This window comes from Bacillus sp. EB106-07-01-XG149, assembly GCF_058791555.1.
The window spans coordinates 681,281-706,309 of sequence record NZ_JBYTDP010000002.1; the positions used below are offsets into that span (position 1 = coordinate 681,281).

23 protein-coding genes, 1 pseudogene and 1 other annotated feature are annotated in these 25,029 nt (G+C 37.3%); of the genes and pseudogenes, 4 read left to right on the plus strand and 20 right to left on the minus strand.

Translation table 11 applies throughout. The features are described from left to right. Positions 1-287: 287 nt before the first annotated feature. The 10 genes from aspS to AC3WTA_RS09705 form a co-directional block, all read right to left on the minus strand. A complete protein-coding gene (gene aspS, locus AC3WTA_RS09660; protein WP_000840884.1) occupies positions 288-2,063 on the minus strand; it encodes an aspartate--tRNA ligase in 1,776 nt (591 codons plus the stop codon). A gap of 12 nt (positions 2,064-2,075) precedes the next feature. Then, a complete protein-coding gene (gene hisS / locus AC3WTA_RS09665; RefSeq protein ID WP_000027073.1) occupies positions 2,076-3,347 on the minus strand; it encodes a histidine--tRNA ligase in 1,272 nt (423 codons plus the stop codon). Between the two features lie 69 nt (positions 3,348-3,416). Further along, positions 3,417-3,647 (minus strand) — a binding site (T-box leader). A 54-nt stretch (positions 3,648-3,701) separates the two neighbouring features. Continuing rightward, complete coding sequence (locus AC3WTA_RS09670; protein ID WP_001242605.1) at positions 3,702-3,878, minus strand: hypothetical protein; 177 nt, start codon at positions 3,876-3,878, stop codon at positions 3,702-3,704. A 268-nt stretch (positions 3,879-4,146) separates the two neighbouring features. Beyond that, a complete protein-coding gene (locus AC3WTA_RS09675; RefSeq protein ID WP_001266952.1) occupies positions 4,147-4,587 on the minus strand; it encodes a D-tyrosyl-tRNA(Tyr) deacylase in 441 nt (146 codons plus the stop codon). 17 nt (positions 4,588-4,604) lie between these two features. Then, positions 4,605-6,788, minus strand: a complete 2,184-nt coding sequence (gene relA, locus AC3WTA_RS09680; protein WP_001262801.1) for a GTP diphosphokinase — start codon at positions 6,786-6,788, stop codon at positions 4,605-4,607. A gap of 210 nt (positions 6,789-6,998) precedes the next feature. Further along, positions 6,999-7,511, minus strand: coding sequence for an adenine phosphoribosyltransferase (locus tag AC3WTA_RS09685; RefSeq protein ID WP_000346221.1), 513 nt, complete (start codon positions 7,509-7,511; stop codon positions 6,999-7,001). Positions 7,512-7,558: 47 nt separating this feature from the next. Next, positions 7,559-9,898, minus strand: a complete 2,340-nt coding sequence (recJ, locus tag AC3WTA_RS09690; protein ID WP_000941274.1) for a single-stranded-DNA-specific exonuclease RecJ — start codon at positions 9,896-9,898, stop codon at positions 7,559-7,561. 101 nt (positions 9,899-9,999) lie between these two features. Then, complete coding sequence (locus AC3WTA_RS09695; RefSeq protein WP_000409734.1) at positions 10,000-10,893, minus strand: cation diffusion facilitator family transporter; 894 nt, start codon at positions 10,891-10,893, stop codon at positions 10,000-10,002. A gap of 156 nt (positions 10,894-11,049) precedes the next feature. Further along, the gene (secDF, locus tag AC3WTA_RS09700) at positions 11,050-13,314 is read right to left on the minus strand and encodes a protein translocase subunit SecDF (RefSeq protein ID WP_001119085.1); all 2,265 of its coding nucleotides are present in this window, start codon (positions 13,312-13,314) and stop codon (positions 11,050-11,052) included. 270 nt (positions 13,315-13,584) lie between these two features. Beyond that, complete coding sequence (locus tag AC3WTA_RS09705; protein ID WP_000890214.1) at positions 13,585-13,869, minus strand: post-transcriptional regulator; 285 nt, start codon at positions 13,867-13,869, stop codon at positions 13,585-13,587. A 186-nt stretch (positions 13,870-14,055) separates the two neighbouring features. Between AC3WTA_RS09705 and spoVB the strand changes: the two genes are divergently transcribed. Beyond that, positions 14,056-15,615: a stage V sporulation protein B gene (spoVB, locus tag AC3WTA_RS09710; protein ID WP_000198292.1), complete on the plus strand. Its 1,560-nt coding sequence runs from the start codon at positions 14,056-14,058 to the stop codon at positions 15,613-15,615. A 29-nt stretch (positions 15,616-15,644) separates the two neighbouring features. On the opposite strand, the gene AC3WTA_RS09715 is transcribed toward spoVB, so the two are convergent. After that, the gene (locus AC3WTA_RS09715) at positions 15,645-16,292 is read right to left on the minus strand and encodes a DUF421 domain-containing protein (protein ID WP_000455380.1); all 648 of its coding nucleotides are present in this window, start codon (positions 16,290-16,292) and stop codon (positions 15,645-15,647) included. A gap of 103 nt (positions 16,293-16,395) precedes the next feature. On the opposite strand from AC3WTA_RS09715, the gene AC3WTA_RS09720 reads away from it, so the two are divergent. Next, positions 16,396-16,779: a TIGR04086 family membrane protein gene (locus AC3WTA_RS09720; protein WP_000349130.1), complete on the plus strand. Its 384-nt coding sequence runs from the start codon at positions 16,396-16,398 to the stop codon at positions 16,777-16,779. A gap of 36 nt (positions 16,780-16,815) precedes the next feature. Here the strand turns inward: AC3WTA_RS09720 and yajC are convergent, their stop codons facing one another. Genes yajC through ruvA form a run of 6 tightly spaced genes read right to left on the minus strand, consistent with a single transcriptional unit; the run spans position 16,816 to position 21,149 of the window. Further along, positions 16,816-17,076: a preprotein translocase subunit YajC gene (gene yajC, locus AC3WTA_RS09725; protein WP_001068064.1), complete on the minus strand. Its 261-nt coding sequence runs from the start codon at positions 17,074-17,076 to the stop codon at positions 16,816-16,818. Between the two features lie 27 nt (positions 17,077-17,103). Next, positions 17,104-18,243: a tRNA guanosine(34) transglycosylase Tgt gene (gene tgt / locus AC3WTA_RS09730; RefSeq protein WP_000125362.1), complete on the minus strand. Its 1,140-nt coding sequence runs from the start codon at positions 18,241-18,243 to the stop codon at positions 17,104-17,106. A 12-nt stretch (positions 18,244-18,255) separates the two neighbouring features. Then, complete coding sequence (gene queA / locus AC3WTA_RS09735; protein WP_000354006.1) at positions 18,256-19,308, minus strand: tRNA preQ1(34) S-adenosylmethionine ribosyltransferase-isomerase QueA; 1,053 nt, start codon at positions 19,306-19,308, stop codon at positions 18,256-18,258. A 19-nt stretch (positions 19,309-19,327) separates the two neighbouring features. After that, positions 19,328-19,528 carry a DUF2905 domain-containing protein gene (locus AC3WTA_RS09740; RefSeq protein ID WP_000138162.1) on the minus strand — a complete coding sequence of 67 codons (201 nt, stop codon included), beginning with the start codon at positions 19,526-19,528 and terminating at the stop codon, positions 19,328-19,330. Further along, on the minus strand, positions 19,525-20,526 hold the full coding sequence (gene ruvB, locus AC3WTA_RS09745) for a Holliday junction branch migration DNA helicase RuvB (RefSeq protein ID WP_000344466.1): 1,002 nt from the start codon (positions 20,524-20,526) through the stop codon (positions 19,525-19,527). The genes AC3WTA_RS09740 and ruvB overlap by 4 nt, the downstream gene beginning before the upstream one ends. Before the next feature lie 5 nt (positions 20,527-20,531). Then, positions 20,532-21,149 (minus strand): Holliday junction DNA helicase RuvA, encoded by a 618-nt coding sequence (gene ruvA, locus AC3WTA_RS09750; RefSeq protein WP_000464511.1) that lies wholly within the window; start codon positions 21,147-21,149, stop codon positions 20,532-20,534. 188 nt (positions 21,150-21,337) lie between these two features. Here ruvA and AC3WTA_RS09755 point away from each other — a divergent pair, with 188 nt between their 5' ends. Next, on the plus strand, positions 21,338-22,282 hold the full coding sequence (locus AC3WTA_RS09755) for an iron-hydroxamate ABC transporter substrate-binding protein (RefSeq protein ID WP_000810669.1): 945 nt from the start codon (positions 21,338-21,340) through the stop codon (positions 22,280-22,282). Positions 22,283-22,293: 11 nt separating this feature from the next. Here the strand turns inward: AC3WTA_RS09755 and AC3WTA_RS09760 are convergent, their stop codons facing one another. Beyond that, on the minus strand, positions 22,294-22,824 hold the full coding sequence (locus tag AC3WTA_RS09760) for a BofC C-terminal domain-containing protein (protein ID WP_000871201.1): 531 nt from the start codon (positions 22,822-22,824) through the stop codon (positions 22,294-22,296). A 431-nt stretch (positions 22,825-23,255) separates the two neighbouring features. On the opposite strand from AC3WTA_RS09760, the gene AC3WTA_RS09765 reads away from it, so the two are divergent. Beyond that, on the plus strand, positions 23,256-23,699 hold the full coding sequence (locus tag AC3WTA_RS09765) for a branched-chain amino acid ABC transporter substrate-binding protein (protein ID WP_078182771.1): 444 nt from the start codon (positions 23,256-23,258) through the stop codon (positions 23,697-23,699). A 33-nt stretch (positions 23,700-23,732) separates the two neighbouring features. Here AC3WTA_RS09765 and AC3WTA_RS09770 read toward each other — a convergent pair whose 3' ends face one another. Next, positions 23,733-24,389, minus strand: coding sequence for a YhcN/YlaJ family sporulation lipoprotein (locus AC3WTA_RS09770; protein WP_001093529.1), 657 nt, complete (start codon positions 24,387-24,389; stop codon positions 23,733-23,735). A gap of 179 nt (positions 24,390-24,568) precedes the next feature. Then, a pseudogene (locus tag AC3WTA_RS09775) lies at positions 24,569-25,029 on the minus strand (peptigoglycan-binding protein LysM); the annotation flags it as partial.

Genomic DNA, 25,029 nt, shown 5'->3' on the forward strand with positions numbered 1-25,029 from the left:
TAGGAGTACTACTCGAGCACCGGACTAGCATACGTAACGATGAGATGCGACAGTTATCTAAACCGGACTTTTTAAATAACCCTTTCAATATACATTTAAAAAGGAGGATTTAGAGAACCGAGCAGATCGAGGCACGCATGCTAGGAGGAGCACAGTGTAGGAGTACTACTCGAGCACCGGACTAGCATACGTAACGATGAGGTGCGACAGTTATCTAAACCGGACTTTTTAAATTTCCTCTCAAAAAAAGTCTAGACGGCTATAGTATAACCATCTAGACTTTATTCTTACTTCTCTTCTTTTAAGCTTAATTTTAAGTTTAACTCTTCAAGCTGTGCTTCTGCAACTGGGCTTGGAGCTTCTGTTAATAAGCAGCTTGCGCTTGCTGTTTTCGGGAATGCAATTGTATCACGAAGGTTCGTACGACCTGCAAGTAACATAACAAGACGGTCTAAACCTAATGCGATACCACCGTGTGGTGGAGTACCGTATTCGAATGCTTCTAATAAGAATCCGAATTGCTCTTGTGCTTCTTCTTGTGAGAATCCAAGTGCTTTGAACATTTTTTCTTGTACGTCACGCTCGTAAATACGAAGTGATCCACCACCAAGCTCATAACCATTTAATACAAGGTCATATGCTTGTGCACGTGCTTTTTCTGGTGCTGTTTCTAATAGCTCAACATCTTCACGGAATGGCATTGTGAATGGGTGGTGAGCTGCGAAGTAACGATCTGCATCTTCATCGTACTCAAGAAGTGGCCAATCCGTTACCCATAGGAAGTTAAATTTACTTTCATCGATTAACTCAAGCTCTTTACCTAGACGTAAACGAAGTGCACCTAAGCTATCTGCGACAACGCTCTTCTTATCTGCTACGAATAGTAATAAGTCGCCAGCAGTAGCTTCTAATGTAGCCATTAACGCGTTTGCTTCTTCTTCACCGAAGAATTTCGCAATCGGTCCTTTTAAGCCGTCCTCTTCCACTTTAAGCCAAGCTAGACCTTTTGCACCGTATACTTTTACGAATTCAGTTAATGCATCGATATCTTTACGAGAGTATTTGCTCGCAGCACCTTTTGCATTAATTGCTTTTACTTGTCCGCCACTTTCTACAGCACTTGTAAATACTTTAAAACCACAACCTACTGCAAATTCAGATAGGTCTGTTAGTTCCATTTCAAAGCGTGTATCTGGCTTATCAGAACCGTAACGAGCCATTGCATCAGCATATTTCATACGAGGGAATGGTGCACTCACTTCTACACCTTTTGCATCCTTCATAACTTTCGTCATCATGCGCTCCATCATATCTAAAATTTCATCTTGTGTTAAGAATGAAGCTTCGATATCGATTTGCGTGAATTCTGGTTGACGGTCTGCACGTAAATCTTCGTCACGGAAACAACGTGCTACTTGATAGTAACGCTCAAATCCACCGACCATAAGAAGCTGTTTAAATAATTGCGGAGATTGTGGTAATGCATAGAATTCACCATCATGTACACGACTTGGTACTAAATAGTCACGAGCTCCTTCTGGTGTGCTCTTCGTTAAAATTGGTGTTTCTACTTCTAAGAACTCTTCTGTGTCTAAGAAGTTACGAATTGTTTTCGTTACATCGTGACGCATTTTGAATGTGTTAAACATTGCAGGACGACGTAAGTCTAAATAACGATATTTTAAACGCACATCTTCTGATGCATCTGTATCATCAGCAATAATGATTGGCGTTGTTTTTGCTGCATTTAATACGTTTACTTTCGTTGCTTGTACTTCAATACGACCAGTTGCCATATTGTCATTAATTGCGCCTTTACCACGCTCAACAACTGTACCTTCTACGTGCAATACGTATTCACTACGAATAGTTTCTGCTATTTCTAACGCTTCTTTTGATGTTTCTGGGTTAAATACAACTTGCACGATACCTGTACGGTCACGTAAGTCGATAAAGATTAATCCACCTAAATCACGGCGTTTTTGTACCCAACCTTTTAATTGAACTGTTTGTCCAACTGCTTCTACTGTTACTTTTCCACATGCATGTGTTCTTTCAGCCACTGTAAGTTCCCCCTATATTAATTTCTCTGCTACGTATGAAGCAAATACATCTAATGCTACTTCTTCTTGTTCGCCTGTTGCCATATCTTTTAAGTTAATGATGCCTTTATCTAGCTCATCTTCCCCTAATACAGCTACAAATTTCGCCTTTAGACGATCTGCTGATTTAAATTGTGCTTTCATTTTACGGTCTAAATAATCTTTTTCAACTGATAATCCAGCTTTACGAAGATCAAACGCAACTTTCGCAGCATGGTCTTTCGCTTTTTCACCAAGCGCTACAACATAACAATCAATACTATGTTCAATTGGTAATTCGATGTTTTCAGCTTTTAGCGCCATAATTAAACGTTCGATACTCATCGCAAAACCGATACCTGGCATTTCCGGTCCACCGATTTCTTGTACAAGTCCGTTGTAACGGCCACCACCGCTTAATGTAGTGATAGCACCGAAACCTTCTGCCTCACTCATGATTTCAAAAACAGTGTGTTGATAGTAGTCTAAACCACGTACTAAGTTCGGATCTTTTTCAAACGGAACATCCATCATCGTTAATAGTTCTTGAACTTTGTCGTAGTATACTGCTGAATCTTCGTTTAAGTATTCTGTAATAGATGGTGCTGTTCCCATTAATTCATGGTTACGGTCCTTCTTACAATCTAAAATACGAAGAGGGTTCTTTTCTAGACGAGATTGACAGTCAGAACAGAACTCGCCGATACGTGGCTCAAAGTGTGCGATTAACGCATCGCGGTGCGCTTGACGGCTCGCCGCATCACCTAAACTGTTTAATACAACTTTAATATTTTTTAAGCCCATGCCGCGGTAAAACTCTACAGCAAGTGCAATTACTTCTGCATCAATCGCAGGATCGTTACTACCGATTGCTTCAATACCAAATTGTACGAATTGACGATAGCGACCTGCTTGTGGTCTTTCGTAACGGAACATTTGACCGATATAGTATAATTTCGTTGGTTGTGTTGCATCACCGAACATTTTGTTTTCAACGTAAGAACGTACAACAGGTGCAGTACCTTCTGGACGTAATGTTAAACTGCGCTCTCCACGATCTTGGAATGAGTACATTTCTTTTTGTACGATATCTGTCGTATCACCAACACCACGTAAAAATAGCTCCGTGTGTTCAAAAATTGGTGTACGAATTTCTTTATAGTTGTAACGACGGCAAATTTCGCGTGCTTGCCCTTCGATATACTGCCATAACTCAACGCTACCTGGAAGAATATCTTGCGTTCCGCGTGGGATTTGAATAGACATATTCAGTTCCTCCTCAAATTGTTTTAATCTTAATAAAAATAAAAAAACTCCCGCCTCTACTGTTTGAACAGTAGGGACGAGAGTATTATACCCGTGGTGCCACCCTAATTGAAGCACGTATGCTTCCACTTTTTTAATAACGCTTAAATGTGCGTTCATCCCTACTAAGCATATATGCCGTTCAAGTTGAAACCTCTAGAGTGTCATTCAATCAGTCATCATGCAGAAATGTTTTCAGCCTAAGACATTTCTTCTCTTTCCATGTGTGTCTCATTTACTCTTCTCTATCAACGGTTATATTCATATGTAAATATAAAATTACTATACGTTTGTTGAGTAGGATTGTCAAGTACTCTAAGAGCGTTCAATCTGCTTCTTTAGACGCTTTACATCTTGAAGAGAAATCCCAAACTCAGAAGCAAGCTCCATTGAAGTATTGTTTTGCTCTTTTGAAATAAAATCATGAAAATTTACGTTAAACAGTTGATTTGCACCATTTGTAACAGAATGCCCTTTTTCATTCATACGCATACGTATATCCCTCACATTCAATATAGATGTTTTACTTTTTATTGTTCCATATTGATGAAAGAGTTATACATAATTGAAACAGCTATTGATTCCAAATAAAGTGTAACTTTAATGAATAGGGGTTTTGTCCATTGCCACTCATTATTAGCCCTCACTAATCAGGCTTTTACGGGCAGTGGATCTCCCACAAATAGCGAGATAAATGAACAAAACATACAACAATGTATAAAAAAGAGAGGATTATATAATCCCCTCTTCTTAAGCAACACTATTTACTATCCACAATTAAGGTCACCGGACCATCATTGATTAAAGAAACATCCATCATTGCTCCGAACTTCCCTGTTTCTACATGCAATCCTTGCTTACGAACTTCCTCATTAAAGAAATCATATAAACACTCTGCATAATCAGGTTTGGCAGCATCCATAAAGTTGGGACGTCTTCCCTTGCGGCAATCTCCGTATAATGTGAATTGCGAAATTGATAGAACTTGTCCTTCTACATCAAGTACAGAATGGTTCATCTTTCCACTCTCATCTTCAAAAATACGTAAGTTCGCAATTTTTTCTGCAATGTAAGTTGCATCTTTTTCTGTATCTTCATGCGTAATGCCAACTAGTAATGTTAAACCGAACGGAATTTGTCCTACGATCTCACCGTCTACTGTGACAGACGCTTCTTTTGATCGCTGTAAAACAACTCTCATCTTTTCTACACTCCCTATTAATGCATCATGCGTCGTACTGCATAAATTTCTGGGACACGTTTAATGCGTTCTACTACTTTTTTCAAGTGCTGTAAGTTACGAATAGAGATTGACATATTAATTGTCGCCATCTTATTACGGTCACTTCTACCAGAAACTGCCGAAATGTACGTTTTCGTCTCTGTAACAGCTTGTAATACTTCATTTAATAAGCCACGGCGATCGTAACCTGAAATTTCAATATCAACGTTATACTCAATTTCTTTTTCAGGACTACCTTCCCACTCTACTTCCAATAAACGTTCTATAGCTTCTTCTGTATGAACATTTACACAATCACGGCGGTGAATCGATACACCTCGGCCTTTCGTAATATACCCAACGATATCATCACCTGGAACCGGGTTACAGCATTTTGATAAACGAATTAATAAATTATCCGCACCACTTACTTTAACACCAGAATCCCATTTTCGAATTTTCATCGGTTTACGAACTTCTTTAACTTCAACGATTTCTTCTTCTTCACGTTGCTTACGGAATTTGTCCGTTAGTCGCGTAACAATTTGCGACGCTGTAATCCCGCTATATCCAACTGCTGCAAACATATCTTCTTCATTTGCAAAGTTGAATTTTTCAGCAACACGTTTTAAATTGTCCGGAGCTAACACTTCTTTCATCTCATACTCTAGGCTACGCACTTCTTTCTCAACAAGTTCACGGCCTTTTTCAATATTTTCATCTCTACGTTGCTTCTTAAAGAATTGACGTATTTTGTTTTTTGCATGAGATGTTTGAGCAAGTTTCACCCAGTCTTGACTTGGCCCATACGAATGTTTCGATGTTAAAATTTCAATGATGTCACCTGTTTTTAATTTATAATCAAGCGTCACCATTTTCCCGTTTACTTTTGCACCAATTGTTTTATTTCCAATCTCCGAATGGACACGATACGAAAAGTCAATCGGAACAGATCCAAGTGGCAATTCCATTACGTCGCCTTTCGGTGTAAAGACGAATACCATGTCAGAGAATAAATCAATTTTTAATGACTCCATAAACTCTTCTGCATTAGAAGCTTCATTTTGCCATTCTAATATTTGACGGAACCATGTAAGTTTCTTCTCTAATGTACCTGTTGTTTCTGCTGTTTTTCCTTCTTTATACGCCCAGTGCGCCGCGATCCCGAATTCTGCAATCTCATGCATTTCTTTCGTACGAATTTGCACTTCAAGCGGATCACCTTTCGGCCCAATTACAGTCGTATGAAGAGATTGATATAGATTTGCTTTCGGCATTGCAATATAATCTTTAAAACGACCTGGCATTGGCTTCCAGCACGTATGAATAATTCCAAGCACCGCATAACAATCTTTAATACTATTTACTACGACACGTACAGCTAGTAAATCGTAAATTTCATTGAACTGTTTATTTTGCAGTGCCATTTTACGATAAATACTGTAAATATGTTTTGGTCTTCCAGAAATCTCTGGTTGAATTGAAACCTCTTTTAATTTCTCACGAATACCAGTCATTACTTCATCTAAATACTCTTCACGCTCTGCACGTTTACGCTTCATTAAATTTACAATACGATAATATTGTTGCGGATTTAAATAGCGAAGTGACGTATCCTCTAACTCCCATTTAATAGTACTAATTCCGAGTCTATGTGCTAAAGGTGCAAAGATTTCTAACGTTTCATTTGCAATGCGACGCTGCTTCTCTTGAGGCAAATGTTTCAATGTACGCATGTTATGAAGACGATCAGCTAGTTTAATTAAAATAACTCGAATATCTTGAGCCATTGCGATAAACATTTTGCGATGGTTTTCTGCTTGTTGTTGCTCATGAGATTTATATTTAATCTTTCCGAGCTTTGTTACACCATCGACAAGCATAGCAATTTCTTTATTAAATTCCCGTTCAATATCTTCTAATGTAATTTCTGTATCTTCCACTACATCATGTAAGAAACCTGCTGATACTGTAGCTGGATCCATGTGTAAATCAACTAAAATACCTGCAACTTGAATTGGATGAATAATGTACGGTTCACCCGATTTTCTGTATTGTTCGCTATGCGCATCACGTGCATATTCATAGGCACGTGCCACTAGCTCAATATCTTCATCTGCTAAATATTGACTTGCTTTCTCGAGTACCTGTTCAGCTGTTAGTACCTGCTCATTTGCCATCGAATCACCTTTTATTGAAAATTGACTTTATCTTAATTAAGTAGAATAAATTATATTCTATCATTATAACCTAATGATTGTGAATTGTGAAAAGGAAAAGATTTTACTGACATTTCACCTTATTTTTTTGTGCAATTATACAAAAGTACCCGCTCCTCTCCAAGAGATTCACGGGTACTTTTTATCACCGTAGTTTTACCTATATAGTGATTAGTATTTTTCTAATACTAATACATCGTAACCATCTAACATTTTACGACCATCTAAGTAAGTAAGCTCTACTAAGAATGCAATTCCTGCTACAACTCCGCCAAGTTCTTCAACTAGCTTAATTGTCGCTTCAATTGTTCCACCTGTAGCTAATAGATCATCTGTAATCAATACGCGTTGACCTGGCTTAATTGCATCTTTATGGATTGTTAAAACATCTTTACCATATTCTTTACCGTAGTCAACTGTAATTACTTCACGTGGTAATTTCCCTAATTTACGAACTGGTGCAAAACCTACTTCTAACGCATAAGAAACTGGGCAACCGATAATAAAGCCACGTGCTTCTGGCCCTACTACAACGTCAATGTCTCTTTTCTTTGCATACTCAACGATTGCATCTGTTGCTGCTTTGTATGCTTTACCGTCGTTCATTAACGGTGTAATGTCTTTAAATACAATACCTTCTTTTGGATAATCCGGTACAATTGCGATATGTTGCTTGAAATCCATATTTCTGAATCCTCCTCAGATCTAAAAGGTTTGTAAATACAAATCCTTTACCCTAACTGTTCTACTTCTTTATGATTACGAATCGTTTCAAACCATGTATATAGTTGCTGATATGTGCTATAAACCAATTCTTTTTCTAATTGTAAGTGGTTCATTTTCTCACGATATGTGTTCGATTCAATTAAATCACGCTTTTGTTTTTTGTCTGCCATAAAAATGACGCCATCTTTTATTGTAACAAATTCTAACTCAAAAAACACCTGTGTCATGAAATTTACTGTATCTTTTGACCAACCTTTATGTCGACATAGTTGTTCTCCATATTGTCTTAAAGAAAATGGTGCTTTTTGGCTCAAGAACGAATAGTACCATTTAAAATGTTCCCTCGTTGGAACAGTACTAAATAAATGATTATTCTCTTGATAAAATAGCGTATAAATTCGCGACGGGAACCCCACTTTAAATAAATCTCGTAATTCCTCTGTTCCTTTTGGCAAATCAAGTAACACGATGTATTGATCGTCTAAATGAGTTACTTCTGATGCATGCATCATATGCTCTTTATAGTCTTCTAGAGAAAACTTATTCAATACCTCTTCAGAAAAATACACCATCGTTATTTTTTCTTTCGGAAGTTCTGCTACATTCGCTTCTACGTTACGCATACTACGCCAATCAAATAATTGCCACGCCTCTACAGCAATATCTTGTACCATTAATTGCGGCTTCTTAAAATTATTCCATTCATTGATAGATGCTTCCCCTATTACAGATACCTTTGCAACTGGAGAAATTTCTTTTGCATACGCACCAAAACCAAATCCGATTGTATCCAGTGTCGCTTGTCCATCGCGAAGAGCCATTTTCAAATGAGAGCCATCTGATCCGATTGCACGAATACTTTCTAGCTCTGCATCCTTCACTGCAATACGTGGTTTTGGATTTCCAACACCAAATGGCGCTAACTTTTGCATGTCTTCAATTGCTGCCAGTGTTACATCCTCCACTTTACAAAAGACATCAACAGCTGTAATTGGAATAAAATCTTCTTCTGTTAAAATTACCTCTGCTTGTTCATTTAAGCGGCGGCGTAATTCATCTACATCATTCATATGTAGCGTCATTCCCGCTGCCATCGGATGCCCTCCGAAGTGTGGCAATAACTCTCTACAATCTGACAAATTTGCAAACAAATCAAATCCTGCAATACTACGTGCTGAACCTTTTGCTGTTTCTTTTACAGGATCAATGCATAATACAATCGTTGGACGATAAAAACGTTCAACTAATTTAGATGCGACAATTCCAATTACACCTGGATTCCAGTCTTCTTTTGCCAGTACTAGTACTTTATTGTCTTCTGGCGGGAAATTATTTTCCACTTCAGCGATAGCTTCTTCTGTAATTTGCTTTACAATATCTTTTCGCAGTTTGTTCAGCTCATCAATTTCTTCAGCCAACTCTTTCGCTTCTTCTGGATCATCTGATAATAAAAGATGTACAGCCGGTGTAGCATCTTCTAAACGTCCAACTGCATTAATACGCGGAGCGAGTGAGAAGCCAATACTCTCTTCTGTAATTTCACTTTGCGAAACGTTAGCAACTTTAAATAGCGCCTTTAGTCCGATATTTTTCGTCATGCGCATATGCTTTAAACCGCGCTTCACTAGTAATCTATTCTCACCATGAAGTGATACTAAATCGGCTACTGTACCAATTACTGCAATTTCTAATAAATGTTCTGGTACACGGCCTAGTAGTGCATGTGCAACTTTAAACGCAACACCTACACCAGCTAAATAGTGAAACGGATATACACCGCCATCTAATTTCGGATGAATAATCGCAAGTGCTTCTGGCAATTCTGGTGGTGGCTCATGGTGATCTGTAATAATAAGATCTATCCCAAGCTCCTTCGCTACCTTCGCTTCATGTACTGCTGCGATACCAGTATCGACAGTAATAATTAGTGAGAATCCTGCGCTATGTGCCCAACGAAATGCTTCTTCGTTTGGTCCATATCCTTCTGTAAAACGGTTTGGAATATAAAATTCTACGTCTGCACCTAATTCTTGCAAGGCAAGATATAACACAGTCGTACTACTTACTCCATCCGCATCGTAGTCACCAAATATTAATATTTGCTCTCCATTTTGAATCGCCTTATTTACACGTTCTACCGTTCTATCCATTCCTTCTAATAAAAATGGATCATGAAATTCTTGATTTTCTGTATTTAAAAAATCTAAAATCTTATCTTCTGTATCTAGTCCTCTACCGAGGAATAACGAAACGACAAGTGGTGATAATTGTAATTTACTTGCTAATTCACTCACTCGCTCATTATTATATTCTTTTTCTTTCCAACGCGTCTTCGGTTGTAACACGAAATCACCCCTTAACCTGTTCATTATACAAGACAGATTAAGGGGTGACAATATAATGCAAACTACGATGCAATATCTATATACTAAAATGTTAATGATATTTAATTTGGGGAATACGGATTTATATGTACAAACACATTTTGTACGTTATCTTGTTCCATAAGCGTTTCTTTCACATGCTTTCCAATGCGGTGCCCTTCTTCTACAGTAATGTATGGATCTACAGAAACTTTAATATCAACAATAACGTAATGACCATGCTCCCTTGCATATAAAGAACCGATTTTTTTCACACCATCTATTTGAAGTACTGCTTCTCTAAGCGGAACAACATCTTCCTCATGAAGAACATGATCAAGCGTTGCATGAATTGCTTCTGCCCCAATACTCCACGCCATTTTTGCAACAAGAAGTGAAACAAATAATCCTGCAATTGGATCGGCATATACAAGCCAATCTAACCCGAACTTACCTCCCATAATCGCTGCACAAATACCGATTAAAGCTGCAATTGAAGAAAACACATCCGAACGATGTTCATATGCATTTGCAATAATTGCATCACTATTTACCCTCTTCCCTAATCGGAATTTATATTGAAACATTCCTTCTTTCACGATAATTGAAAGAACAACAGCAAAAATCGTAATTCCTTTCGGTGGTTCTAGTTCCTGCGAAAAAGCTTTTATAGACGAAATTGCTATCTCGATTCCCACAATAAATAATAATACTGCAACAATAATTGCTGAAATCGATTCCGCTTTACCATGACCATACGGATGATCTTCATCAGGCGGTTGCTTTGCTGCTCGCAATCCAAAAAGTACAGCGAGCGAACCAATTACATCTGATGCAGAATGCACGGCATCCGCTAATAGTGCTTTACTGTTCCCAATATAACCAATTACCGCCTTTACAATCGCTAATATAATATTACCAACGATTCCGACAATAGCACCAAACTCGGCCTGTTTAAAACGTTCATCTTTTTCCATAATTAAAATCCCTTCTTTTCTTAACCTATCTTTTTATTGTAGCAAAAACAGCGATAACACCACCACTTTCTTCCATCTTTCTTTTGTTAAAAAGTTGCTATCTTATTGTATCCACAAACGAAAAAAGAGATGCCTCATAAAGAGACATCATCTTATTTATACTTGTGGTTCAGATTCTACTTTCTCAACCTTTTTCTTGTTTTTGCCCTTTTTCAAACGACGGTTTTCAAGCATTAACCAAATTTGAGAAGCAACGAAAACAGAAGAGTACGTACCTACAACTAATCCAACAAGTAACGCAAACGAGAAGTTACGTAATGACTCACTACCGAAGATAAGTAACGCAATTACCGGGAATAACACTGTTAATACGGTGTTAATTGAACGGCCAAGCGTTTGGCGAATACTTGCATTTACGATTTCTTCTAAGTCTTTTATATCGCGAACTCGTTTTTTCTGTTTGTATAATTCACGGTTTCTATCAAATGTAACAATTGAGTCATTAATAGAATAACCGATGATTGTTAACACTGCAGCGATAAACGTTAAGTCTACCTCTAATTGGAAAATACTAAATATAACAACCATAACGAATGCGTCATGTAATAATGCAAGTACTGCAGATAATGCGTACGTAAATCTGAATCGAATACTTACGTATAAAATGATAACCGCAGAAGCAATTAATACTGCGATAAATGCATTTCGTGCAATTTCTTTACCAATTGTCGGTGAAACTGTACTTACATTTGGATCTGTACCATATTTATCGTGGAAGAATGTTTTTGTTTTCGCAATTTCATCTTTTGATAGAACACCTAATGTACGAACTGCGAATCCTTTATTGTCATCTCCAGTCGGTACAATATTTTCTTCCTTCACGTCAATTTTCAATTCTTTAAAATCTTTATGAACATCAGACACAGTAAGTGCTTGTTTTGATTGCAAGTCGATACGTGTACCACTCGCAAAATCAATACCAAGATTCAATTTGAAAATTGGTAGTATAATTGCACCTGCAATTACAACTACAATCGAGAAAACAAGGAATTTATGACCGATATTTACGAAGTTAATACGATCAAATCTTGTCGGTGGGTGTACTACACCTTTTGTTAATGGAATAATATCCTTTTGTTTCACACCAAAGTATCCTGGCTTTTTATCGAAGTAACGGCTCTTTACAAGTAAACCTAGTAAGAAACGAGTACCGAATACGTTCGTAACGAAACCAACTAAAATACTTACGATTAAACTTGTTGCGAATCCTTTTACAGAGCTATTACCATAAACGAATAATACACCAGCCGCTGCAAGAGTCGTAACGTTTGCATCTAAAATTGTTGCTAATGAACGATGATTACCAGCACGGAATGCTGACATCATTGACTTACCAATTTTCAGCTCTTCTTTCAGTCTCTCGTACGTAATAATATTCGCATCAACTGCGATACCTACCCCGAGCACTAATGCCGCAATACCTGGTAATGTCAGAACCGCATGCATCCAGTTAAATACGAGTAGCGTAACAAAAATGTATAGACCTAACATAATAACCGCTACAATTCCTGGTAAACGGTAGTATACAAGCATAAATAAGAAAATAAGAGCGATACCAATCGCACTAGCGAAAATCGTTTGCTCTAACGCTTGTTGACCAAATTTCGCTCCAACTGATGTTGAATACATTTCTTTTAAATCAACAGGAAGTGCACCTGCATTTAATAAAGATGAAAGTTGTTTCGCACTTTCAACTGTGAAGTTTCCACCTACGATAGATACTTCAGCTTGATTAAACACTTGGCTTACTGTTGCTGCTGATAAGAACTTCGGATTCGGTTTTGCAGACTCTGCTTTATACGAATCTTTTCCTTCTTCAAAGTCAAGCCAAATTACCATTAAATTCGTTGGTGGTGGCATTTTTGAAATTTTTTCAGTTACTTCACGGAATCTATCAGCGCTTTTTAGTGTAAGACCTACGCTCGCACGGCCTTGCTCATCAAATGTTTGTTTCGCTCCGCCGCCTTTTAAATCCGTTCCGTCCATAAGAAGGTTGTCATCTACATCACGGAATGTTAATTTCGCTTGTGTTGATAACATTTCACGTGCTTTTTGCTGGTCTTGTACACCAGCAAGCTGTACGCGAATTCGATCTTGTCCTTCAATTTGAATGTTCGGCTCACTTACACCGAGAACATTGACACGATTTTCAAGAGCACCTACTGTACTTACAAGTGCCTCTCGGTCGATTTTATCACCTTTTTTGGCTGGTTTTACTTCATACAGAATTTCAAAACCACCGCGAAGGTCTAGTCCTAGACTAATTCCTTTTGCTATGTCTTTTCCTGCCGCACCAATTACTCCACCGATTAATAAAACGATGAGGAAAAAGGCGGCAATTCTCGTACCACGCTTTGCCATATGTACCCTCTTTCTGCTACTAACACTTTAAATAAATCTCTTACGATTCACTTTTACACGTATGCATACGCCTAGTTAGTAGACTTCCTTTCTATAATTTTGCTAGTTCATCACTAGCTGTGTCGGTACGTTTTTCACAATACCTACACTTTCATTATTTATTTTTTCTCTTCACTACCCCCTTTATATATAATCTTAGACATAATTATTTCCTCATTATCAATACCTATCATTATACTGCAAAAGGAAGAACAAACCAATTGCAGTCGGTTATTTATTTTCATATTCATCAAATGACCAAAGTGGCGCTTGATATGCTTCTACAGTTAAATAATTCATATATTCATTAGTACTTACTCTTAATACATCATTTACTAATTCATATAATCTAACATCACCGTTTATCTTTTTCCACTTCTTCACTTTAAGAAACTTCCAAATATCATCATCTGTTACTCGGTCATAACCGAACATGTGAAACTCTTCTACTTTGCTTTCTAAAACGACTTGTAACTGTCCGCGGTATGATTCTACCAAAGCCTCTTTTTCTAACATACATAAACATCTCCTTCTTATTTCAGCACGAAAAGTCGCTTTTAATCCCGCTCTAATGGACAGCAATAACTACTTTCAAGAGTACTCTCATACTTCACTCTCTTAAATGCTTGTCATTCTTGTCTCATACGTGCATATAAATTATTGTAAATCATTCCACTGATTTTGAGAAGGTAGGAGAAGACCATGACGAGACAAAGCTTTTTAAAAGGCGCATTTATTTTAATGATAGCCGGCTTTATTACCAAAATCCTTGGATTTATTAACCGGATTGTAATGGCACGTATTTTAGGAGAAGAAGGCGTTGGCCTTTATATGATGGCCGTTCCTACATTCATTCTAGCAATTACATTAACACAAATCGGCCTTCCTGTCGCAATCGCAAAATTTGTAGCAGAAGCGGAAGCTGTGAACGATAAACAAAGGATTAAAAAAATATTAACAGTATCATTAGCTGTTACATCCGTTATTAGTATCATTTTAACAATCGGAATTATGCTCCTCACACCTATTTTAGCAAAAACATTATTAACTGATGAACGAACGTACTATCCATTAATGGCCATTTTACCTGTCGTTCCTGTTATTGCTGTTTCTTCTGTTTTACGCGGTTATTTCCAAGGGAAACAAAATATGAAACCTAGCGCTTATGCTCAAGTTATAGAACAAGTTGTCCGCATTACAATTATCGCTATATGCATTCAGTTATTTTTACCTTACGGCGTAGAATATGCTGCAGCTGGCGCTATGTTATCAGCCGTTCTCGGTGAAGTTGCATCGTTATTATTTTTACTCACTTTATTCCAGCGCGAAAAACATTTATCTATACGCTCTGGATTTTTCACTACTGTAAAGGAGAGCACAGGTACATTTTATTCTCTTATGGATATCGCTCTTCCGACTACAGGAAGTCGTTTAATCGGTTCCGTTTCATATTTCTTTGAGCCTATCGTCGTTATGCAAAGCTTAGCGATTGCCGGAGTTGCTGCTTCTGTCGCAACCCAGCAATACGGTATATTAAACGGTTATGCATTCCCACTTCTATCACTGCCAGCCTTTATTACATACGCTCTTTCTACAGCGCTCGTTCCATCTATTAGTGAAGCGATGGCTAAAAGACAGCATAAATTAGTGGAACACCGCCTACAACAAGCTCTTCGAATCTCATTAATTACTGGTGGGTGGTCAGTCGTTATATTATACGTATTCGCTTCTCCTATTTTAACTCTTATGTATGGATCGGATAGTGCAACAGCATTTATCCAGCTTCTTGCACCTTGCTTTTTATTTCATTACTTTCAAAGTCCACTTACCTCTGTTTTACAAGCTTTAAACTTAGCAAGAGCTGCAATGATGAATACATTTATTGGCGCCATCGTGAAATTAATCCTTATTTTTGTACTAGCTTCAAGGCCAGATTTTCAAATGATGGGGGTTGCACTCGCTATCGCTGCAAATATAGTGACGGTAACATTCCTTCATTACGCTACTGTTTTAAAGAAAATTACATTTACCATTTATGCAAAAGACTACATTTTCGGCGGACTTGCTATCGGTATTGCAGGTGCTTTCGGTTTTTACCTTCATAAATATATGATTTTCTCTCATTCACTTGGCGTACAAACATTATGGGAAATCACTTTAACAACAATCATTTATATCGTCCTCCTCTTCACTTTCAAACTCATTCGAAAAGAAGAGTTAAGCCGACTCCCAATCATTCGAAAACTTTCATTTTTGAAGTAAACGGGCTTACTATTTCATATAGTAAGCCTCTAGTTTTCTTTCAAATCAACAAAAAATTGTCCATTTTGAAAGCTGCAGTATAAAATTTGTGTGATATCGTTATAACCTAAGTTTTTTAATTTGCCAATGAGCCATTCGTCTGTATGTTCAATCATTTGTAAATGATTCAATTGAATTTCTCCATCAATAATAAGAGGAAGAGTAAACTGCAATGTATCCTGTTTACCTTTTTGTTTTTGAAAGACAGATAACTTCCCAGATGGTTCTAAAATAGCGTATTCTACATCTCGGATATCTCCAACTCCTTGCTCCCTTAATTGCATCAATAAATCATCTATATTATAACGCTGCTTTCTCATCTTCTTTTCATCAATTTTCCCCGCATTTACAAGAATAGCCGGCTCACCTTCTATTAAATGCCGAAATCGTTGAAACTTTAATGAAATGACTGACAAAATAATCTGTATACACATAAGAAAAGTCATCGGAACTAATTGGTGCCAAAGTGATTTATCGGTATTTTCAATTGCGACTACGGCCATTTCGCCAAGCATAATGAATACGACTAAATCTAATACACTTAACTCTCCAATTTCACGTTTACCCATAAGACGAAAAATAATTAATATGATGATATACAAAAGCATCGTCCGGCCAATGATTGATACCCATTCCATTTCTACATCTCCTTTTTTACGTATAGACTCCCCTATAAAAAATAAACTAGTCTAACTTGGGCAAAAAGAAAATATGCTTGTATTAAAAAGGGGGAATGTATAAATGGATGGAACGAAAAAATTATCAACCGCAATCGGCTTTGGTATCATTACCTTATTAATTCTTGCATCAATTATTAGCATGGTTATAGCTCTTTTATTAAAGTTTACAGCTATGACTGAAGGGACATTAGCCGTTACTATTTTTATACTAGCACTTTTATCTATGCTTATATCCGGATTTACTGCCGGCAAAAAAGCACAAGGGAAAGGTTGGCTAGTAGGTTTCACAACAGGTCTTACATTCGCAATACTTGTTTTTCTAGTTAACTATTTAGGCTTCTCTCAAACTTTATCGAACTCCCAGTTACTTTATCAATTAGCATTAATGGGCGCGAGTACACTCGGTGGTATTTTCGGGGTAAATATGTCAAAACAAAATAACTAAAAAAGGCCCTGCACATTTCATGCAGGGCCTTCCTCATTAGTTTTTCACAACTTCACGAATCGCATTACGATCGAAAGTTAAGTGTGAACCACCAGATTTAATAACGATTTTCGTCTCATCTACTGATTCGATTGTACCGTGTAAACCACCGATTGTTACGATAGCATCACCTTTTGCTAACTCATTTTGCATTTGAGCAACTGCTTTTTGACGCTTTTGTTGCGGGCGAATTAATAAGAAATAGAAAATCGCAAACATCGCAACGATCATAACGATATTCATCATACCTGGATTCATCTTTTGTTCCTCCTTTTAAATTATGTATTAGAAGTTTTTAGCATTCGGTTTATTAAAGCCATACTGTTCAAAGAATTCTTCGCGGAAATCGCCAAGACGGTCTTCACGAATAGCTTGTCTCACCTGCTCCATTAAGTTTAACAGAAAATGAAGGTTGTGATAAGACGTTAAACGAATTCCGAACGTTTCATCACATTTCATTAAGTGACGAATATACGCACGAGAGTAATTTTTACATGTATAGCAATCACAATTTGGATCAAGCGGACCGAAGTCTCTTGCAAATTTCGCATTTTTTACAACTAGACGGCCTTCACTTGTCATACATGTACCATTTCGAGCGATACGAGTTGGGAGTACGCAGTCAAACATATCAATACCACGAATTGCACCATCGATTAATGAGTCAGGAGAACCTACTCCCATTAAGTAACGTGGCTTATTATCTGGAAGAAGTGGCGTTGTAAACTCAAGTACACGGTTCATAATATCTTTCGGCTCACCTACAGATAAACCACCTACAGCGTAACCAGGGAAGTCCATTGAAACAAGGTCTTTTGCACTTTGACGACGAAGCTCTTCGAACTCTCCGCCCTGTACAATACCGAATAAACCTTGATCTTGTGGACGTTCATGCGCTTTTAAACAACGTTCTGCCCAGCGGCTTGTACGTTCTACAGATTTCTTCATATATTCAAAAGTAGCCGGGAAAGGTGGACACTCATCAAATGCCATCATAATATCCGATCCTAATGCATTTTGAATTTCCATCGCTTTTTCTGGTGATAAGAATAATTTATCTCCATTTAAGTGGTTACGGAAGTGAACGCCTTCCTCTTCAATACGACGGAAGTCACTTAAACTGAATACTTGGAAACCACCAGAGTCCGTTAAGATTGCACGATCCCAGTTCATAAATTTATGCAAACCACCTGCTTCACGAATAATTTCGTGACCTGGGCGTAGCCATAAATGATACGTATTACTTAAAATAATGCCAGAATCCATTGCTTTTAATTCTTCTGGTGACATTGTCTTAACTGTTGCAAGTGTACCAACTGGCATAAATGTTGGTGTATCAAATGAACCGTGTGGCGTATGTACACGTCCTAAACGGGCACCTGTTTGTTTACAAGTTTTAATAAATTCATAACGAATTGCTGTCATAATTTACTCCTTTTATTTGTTTCCCATTTTAGCGTGAGATGCAACGAACATTGCATCACCGAAGCTAAAGAAACGATATTTTTCTTTTACTGCTTCATTATAAGCGTGAAGTACATTATCTCTATTTGCAAATGCACTTACAAGCATAATTAATGTTGATTTCGGTAAATGGAAGTTTGTAATTAAACCATCAATTGCTTTAAATTCATAACCTGGGTACATAAAAATGTCTGTCCAGCCAGAAGCAGCACAAAGCTTACCATCATGATCTGTCGCAATTGTTTCTAACGTACGAGTTGAAGTCGTACCTACCGTAATAATACGTCCACCATTCTCTTTCACGCGATTTAATAACGCAGCTGTCTCTTCAGACATATGGTAATATTCTGCGTGCATATGGTGTTCTTCAATCGTATCTGCAGAAACTGGTCTAAATGTTCCAAGTCCTACGTGAAGTGTAATGAAAGCTAACCCAACGCCTTTTTGTTTTAACTTCTCCAATAGCTCTTCTGTAAAGTGAAGTCCCGCAGTCGGCGCTGCTGCTGAACCGATTTCTTTCGCATATACTGTTTGATAGCGATCACGATCTTCTAGCGTCTCTTTAATATATGGAGGAAGTGGCATTTCCCCAAGCTCATCTAAAATTTCATAGAAGATGCCGTCATATGAAAATTCAAGCTGACGTCCACCTTGATCTGCAGTTCCTATACAAGTTGCTTTTAATTTCCCTTCGCCAAAAGAGATAACAGTTCCTTCTTTTACACGTTTCGCTGGCTTAACAAGCGTTTCCCACTTATCGCCTTCTTCTTGTTTTAGAAGAAGTACTTCAATGTGCGCGCCTGTATCTTCTTTCACACCGTGCAAACGAGCAGGCATAACTTTCGTTTCATTTAAAACTAAGCAATCCCCCTCATGTAAGTAAGAAAGAATGTCTGTAAAATGTTTATGCTCAATATCGCCTGTTTCACGATCTAACACCATTAATCTTGATGTTTCACGATCTTCTAATGGGATTTGTGCAATAAGTTCTTCTGGTAAATGAAAATCAAACAGATTAATATCCATAACTATATCCACCTATTTCTTATTTAAATCGATTTATTATATACATAATAAAAGATAATACAATACTTAACACAATACATGTAATGATAGGAAAATAAAAGGTAACGTTACCTTTTTTCACAAAAATATCGCCTGGAAGCCTTCCTATGAACTTCCAAGCTAATCCAACAACAATGAGCAAAATACCAGCTGTAATAAGCAGCTTTGGCATCTCCGTCATGCTTTTGGCATCTCCATTCCGAAATGCTCATATGCAAGCGGCGTTACGATTCGGCCTCTTGGCGTTCGTTGTAAAAAACCAATTTGTAATAAATATGGCTCATATACATCTTCAATCGTATGAGACTCTTCTCCAATCGTTGCCGAAACCGTTTCTAACCCGACTGGGCCACCACGGAATTTCTCAATAATACCAAGCAATAATTTATGATCGATATGATCTAGACCTAGTTTATCTACCTGCAGTAGTTCTAACGCCATTTGTGTAATTTCCATCGTAACAGTTCCGTTACCACGAACTTGTGCGAAATCTCGTACACGTCGTAATAAACGATTCGCAATACGAGGTGTACCACGAGCACGTCTTGCAATTTCTAGTGCGGCTAACGAATCAATTTCAACTTCGAATACTTCTGCTGTACGTTCAACAATCTCAGAAAGCTGATCTACTGTGTAATACTCTAATCTTGAAAGTACACCGAAACGGTCACGAAGCGGCGCTGATAATGCTCCCGCACGTGTCGTTGCTCCAACTAGTGTAAACGGAGGCAAATCTAGACGTACAGATCGTGCTGACGGCCCTTTTCCAATTACAATATCAAGGCAAAAATCTTCCATCGCAGGATATAATACTTCTTCAATTGATCTATGCAAACGATGAATTTCATCAATAAATAGTACATCCCCCGGCTGAAGTGCTGTTAATACAGCTGCTAAATCTCCCGGCCTTTCAATTGCTGGACCTGAAGTCGTTCTAACATTTACGCCCATTTCATTGGCAATAATATTGGCAAGCGTCGTTTTACCAAGTCCTGGTGGTCCATATAAAAGCACATGATCTAACGTTTCTTCACGCATTTTCGCTGCTTCAATAAACACCTCTAAATTATGTTTCGCTTTATCTTGGCCAATATACTGACGGAGCGTCTGTGGCCGTAATGAATATTCTAAATCCGAATCTTCATATGCAGATTCCCCTGAAAGGAGACGTTCGTCCATTATACTCACCTCTTACCATTTAGTAAAAGACTAAGTGCCTTTTTAATATACTGATCCGTCGTTAATGATTCTTTTAATAACTCTGGTACAACGCGAGAAACTTCTCGTTCTGCGTATCCAAGTGCGCGCAGAGCTTCCAGCGCCTCATCAAGCTCAGCTGATGAACCTTTCTTCTCATCAAAACGTTCTGTGTCTGAGAATAAATCAACAAATGCATCTGGCACGACATCAGCTAGTTTTCCTTTTAAATCTAAAATCATTTGGCGTGCTGTTTTCTTTCCGACGCCCGGGAACTTCACTAAAAACTTCTCGTCTTCGTGTTCAATCGCTTGAACGACCTGTCCTGTTTGACCAGACGCTAAAATTGCAAGAGCGCCTTTTGGTCCAATACCAGACACACCTAACAACTTTGTAAATAATAAACGCTCTTCACGTGTTTTAAAACCGTAAAGTGCCATAATATCTTCTCTCACATAATGATATGTATAGACACGGATTTCTTGCTTACTTCTTTGAAATACATACGGATTTGGTGTGAAAATTTGATAACCAATTCCGTTATGGTCAATTACGACATATTCCGGTCCTACATACTCCACGTAACCTGTAACATATTCAAACAAAATACGATCTCTCCCTCTTAAATCATGTATTCCATTTTAACATATTTAATGATAGAAAAGCGAGACTACCCCAACAAATGTTCTCTATTTGAAACTTCTGTTATTTTCCATTGACAGAAAGTATGAAGCACCTTAATATACAGAAGTCGATAATGATTATCAATACTAATTAAAGGGGTTACATCAGGATGAAACAGAAGCTATTTATTTTATTTACTATTATGCTAGTTGTTCTTTCTATCGTTGGCTGTTCTTCTCAAAAAGAAGAATCGAAAGCGAAAGAACAACCGAAAACAAAAGTTGTAAAACACGCTAAAGGGGAGGCTACAATTCCAGTAAATCCAAAGAGAATTGTTGACCTATCTGGATCAACAGAAGAATTATTACTTCTTGGACACAAACCTGTTGGTACAGCAAACACATATAAAGATAAAATCCAAAATCATTTAACTGACAAATTAGATGGCGTAAAAGCAGTAGGTTGGTACTGGGCACCTAAAGTTGATTTAGAAGCTGTTACTGCATTAAAACCAGACTTAATTATTTTAAATAATCGTCAATTGAAGATTTATGATCAATTAGAAAAGGTTGCACCAACAATTGTTTTAGAAACAAACTTAGAAGACTGGCGCGGTAAGTTTAAAGAAGTAGGTAAACTATTTGACGAAGAAAAGAAAGCAGACAAATGGATTGCAGACTACGATAAAAAAGCAGACTCTTTATCTAAAAAAATTAAAGAAAAAACAAAAGATGAGAACTTTATGTTCGTCGCAGTTACACCACAAAACTTCCGTGTATACGGTAGCTTCGGATACGGTGACATCATCTTTAATGACTTAAAACTTCCAGTAACAAAAGGTACAGATTTAAAACAAACGATGGCACAAGTATCGCTAGAAGGTCTTGTTGCATTCCAACCTGATCAAATGTTTATTGTAAACTTTGGCGGCGAAGCTGATAAAGTTTACGAAGACTACAAAAACAGTGCCGTTTGGAAAGACAATAAAGCAGTTAAAAACAATCACGTATATGAAGTATCAAATGAAATCTTCAATACGAAAGCTTTCAATCCAATCGGAAAAGATATGCTAATTGATGAAATCGCAAAACAAATTTTAGATAAAAACAAGTAAAAAAAAGCAGCTCACCATGAGCTGCTTTTTTTCTTATTTTGCACTGCGTATTGCTTCATTTTTTCAATCGTCTTCACAAAACCTTCTTTTGATTTAATGCGAATACCACGCTTCAATTTTGCACGCTCATAACTCTCCAGCTTTTTCATATCAATTTGAAAGAAGGAATGAATCGCATTATCACTTTTCGGTACACCTTTAAAAATTTGTAATATCCCTTCCTCTGACACACCAAAATATCCGCTCGTTTTCAATAATGGAGAAATATCATCAACTTTCTTTTGTAATACGATTTGTACATCATCACGATCAACGAGCTGCCATTCTTTATATTGCTGTAGAAACTTTTCTAAGTCCGCTACTTTTTCTGTAAATATTTCCTCGCTTACTTCTCCATCAACATACATTCGCTCTAATAAAATTGTAACTTCCGGCTCTTTTTCTGTTACTTCTGGTACTGGCCCTTCCGCCTTCACATTCGTTTCATAAACGAAACAAAACATCATAACGAAAGCTTGTACTGCAATCAGTATCCATTTCATTTCCGTTCACCTCTTTTAGGCAAGATCAAACTTTCATTAGTAGCTTTTCCGGAAATGGAGGTTTTATCCATATAAATGACCGTATTACATTTCTCTCGAAAATAAAAAATGCAGATAAAGTTTTATCTTTATCTGCATTAGCATTTGTTTTTATATAAAATGAAAGACGCCTGCAAAGCAGGCGTCTTGATGCGTTTACGGCGAGAGACCAGGCGACCACATTCGCGTGTTTAGCACTTAAGCATATCTCTCGTCTTACGTAAATTAGCTCATCGCTTTGCTAATATAACATTAATAAAGTATAAGTGCAACATGTTTATAAAAATATTTTATTTCCTCTTTTAGCCAAATAAATTTATGTAAATTATAAATTGATAAATGTAATATATACGTTACAATTAGTGTAACAGCGAAATCATAATAAACAGGAGATGGATATTGTGAAAAAAATAAAGGATGAACGTCTCATTCTGAAAACATTAAAAAACATACGTATTGCCTTTCTTTTTCAATCACTTGGTATAATTGGCATTTTAGGCTATATCGGATTCACTGAAGGAATGGATCAAATTACGAAATCTCCATTATGGTTATTATTTATGCTTACGAGTATTTTAATTGCTTATTTACAGTTAAGCGTTTCAATCGATGTAGAAGAGAGCGAAAAAGATATAAAGTTAACTCCTTATTACAAAATTATTTTACGTTCTCTTATTGTAGGAACTATTATAGCTATTATTTATATCATTTTCAGTCCAGAAAGACCTCTCTTTGAAGCAGTTTTAACAGGTAGTATTTTCTTCATATGCTTTTTAGCGTCTTATTCCGTTAGTTATTTTATTAAAAAACGTCGTGTACAAGACAATGATGAATAAAGAGGAAGGGCTCCCCCTTCCTCTTTTATTTTGCTATCGCATAGTACCAGTAGTACCGGTTAAACCGTAACGAATGTCTCGGAACATATTCCCTATATCACGATTAAAATCGTTTGTAACTGTACCATTACGTAGGCGTGTACTCATTGCATCGACACGAGTAAACATGTCATTTCTTACAGAAACATATACATTTCTGTTTCCAACTTCATTTACAACGGCTTGACGAACTTCGTTTGCAAGTGCCGTTTCATTCGATACTGGATTACGCGGTTTTACCGCAATCGCCACATCGTTTCCATATACAACTGTAGACACGCGGTCTACGTTATTCATACGCTTTACACGATTTGTTATTTTTTCTGCTGTTTTACCATCATTGTTAATGTATGAATTGTTCATTGTAATATTACGTGTTGGATGCGGGTTAGCAATTTGACCGTTGTAATTTACATCGCGGTAATAATTGTTATATCCTGTATCGTTACGACCATTTCTATATGTTACATAATCTGTATAACGATCATTACGCGTTACATTATCACGGTACTGGTGTGTATCATTATAAGATGTACGCTCGTAATTGTAGTTACGTCCATCCATTGCATTGTTATCTTTTGGTGTACCACATGCAGCTAATGCACTGGTAACTAACAAAGAAGCAGCAATCACTTTTACTTTCGTATTCAATACAAAAACCCCCTCTGTTAGAATGAGCTTCTCTTCTGAAAAGCTCCCTCTTATGATGAGTAACAGAGAAGGTTTTTACACTGTTAATATTTCACTGGGGATTTTCTAACATTTGATGTAAATCTTCCATTTTCAGAACGACTCTACATAAAAAAAAGGCGGGAATAATCCCACCTTTTTTAAACTTCCTCTTCGTCCTCTTCTTCTGAAACTGGATCTCCAAATACATTTGGTGGATCTGGTTGATAATACATCGTTCCTGGCTGTGGCGCATATGCCGATTGAGTTGGTTGATAATATAAAGGATTTGCGTATTGCGGTCCTCCAGGTTGAGGACTATATAACCTACTCTCTCCTCCGCATCCACAATCTTCCTCACCTTGTACGAGCGGCGGCATATTATTATCCATTGGCATCATATTTGGATTCGGCATAGACGTATATTGCGGTCCAAACGGTGCTCCTTGCTGATATGGCATTTGATATGGATTTTGTTGTTGATAATACGGATTAGGCGGCATCACAGGCTGTTGGTATGGCATTTGATATGGCATCATATTCGGTGGTTGATTATTATCCATTATCGGCATCATATTTGGCATTTGATTGTTATCCATTATCGGCATCATATTTGGCATTT